This is a genomic window from Xanthobacter autotrophicus (assembly GCF_030015065.1).
Taxonomy (GTDB): Bacteria; Pseudomonadota; Alphaproteobacteria; order Rhizobiales; family Xanthobacteraceae; genus Xanthobacter; species Xanthobacter autotrophicus_D.
In genome coordinates this window covers 1-432 of the sequence record NZ_JAIVFN010000452.1, presented here as the reverse complement: position 1 = coordinate 432, position 432 = coordinate 1, and the positions used below count along the sequence as shown (strand labels likewise).

The 432-nt window shown below is 65.0% G+C and carries 1 protein-coding gene; it reads right to left on the bottom strand.

The genetic code is table 11. The features are described from left to right. Positions 1-432 (bottom strand): PQQ-binding-like beta-propeller repeat protein (locus K9U40_RS23990; protein ID WP_282892550.1); only part of this gene is annotated, 432 nt, incomplete at both ends.

Here is a 432-nt window from a genome sequence, read left to right as displayed (position 1 = left end):
GTAGAGTTCCTTGCCCGTCTTGGCGTCCACCGCCTTCAGATAGCCTTCCAGCGTGCCGTAGAACACCACGCCGCCAGCGGTGGCGAGGGCGCCGGACCACACCGAGAACTGCTCCTTGTTGGACCACACGATCTTGCCCTTGCGAGCATCCCACGCAATGAAGTTGCCCATGCCGCCATGGCTGCCGGGCGCGGGGAACATGGAAAGCGTGGCGCCCACATAGGGCTGGCCGGGGGTGTAGCTCACCCGGAACGGCTCGTAATCCATGCACACATGGTTGGTGGGCACGTAGAACAGGCCGGTTTCGGGGGAGAAGGAGGCCGGCTGCTGGTCCTTGGTGCCGAGCGCCGCCGGGCACACGCCGGTGGTGTTGACATCCTCGCCGTTATGCTCGGTCGAATACTTGTCCACCACCAGCGGCCGCCCGAAGGT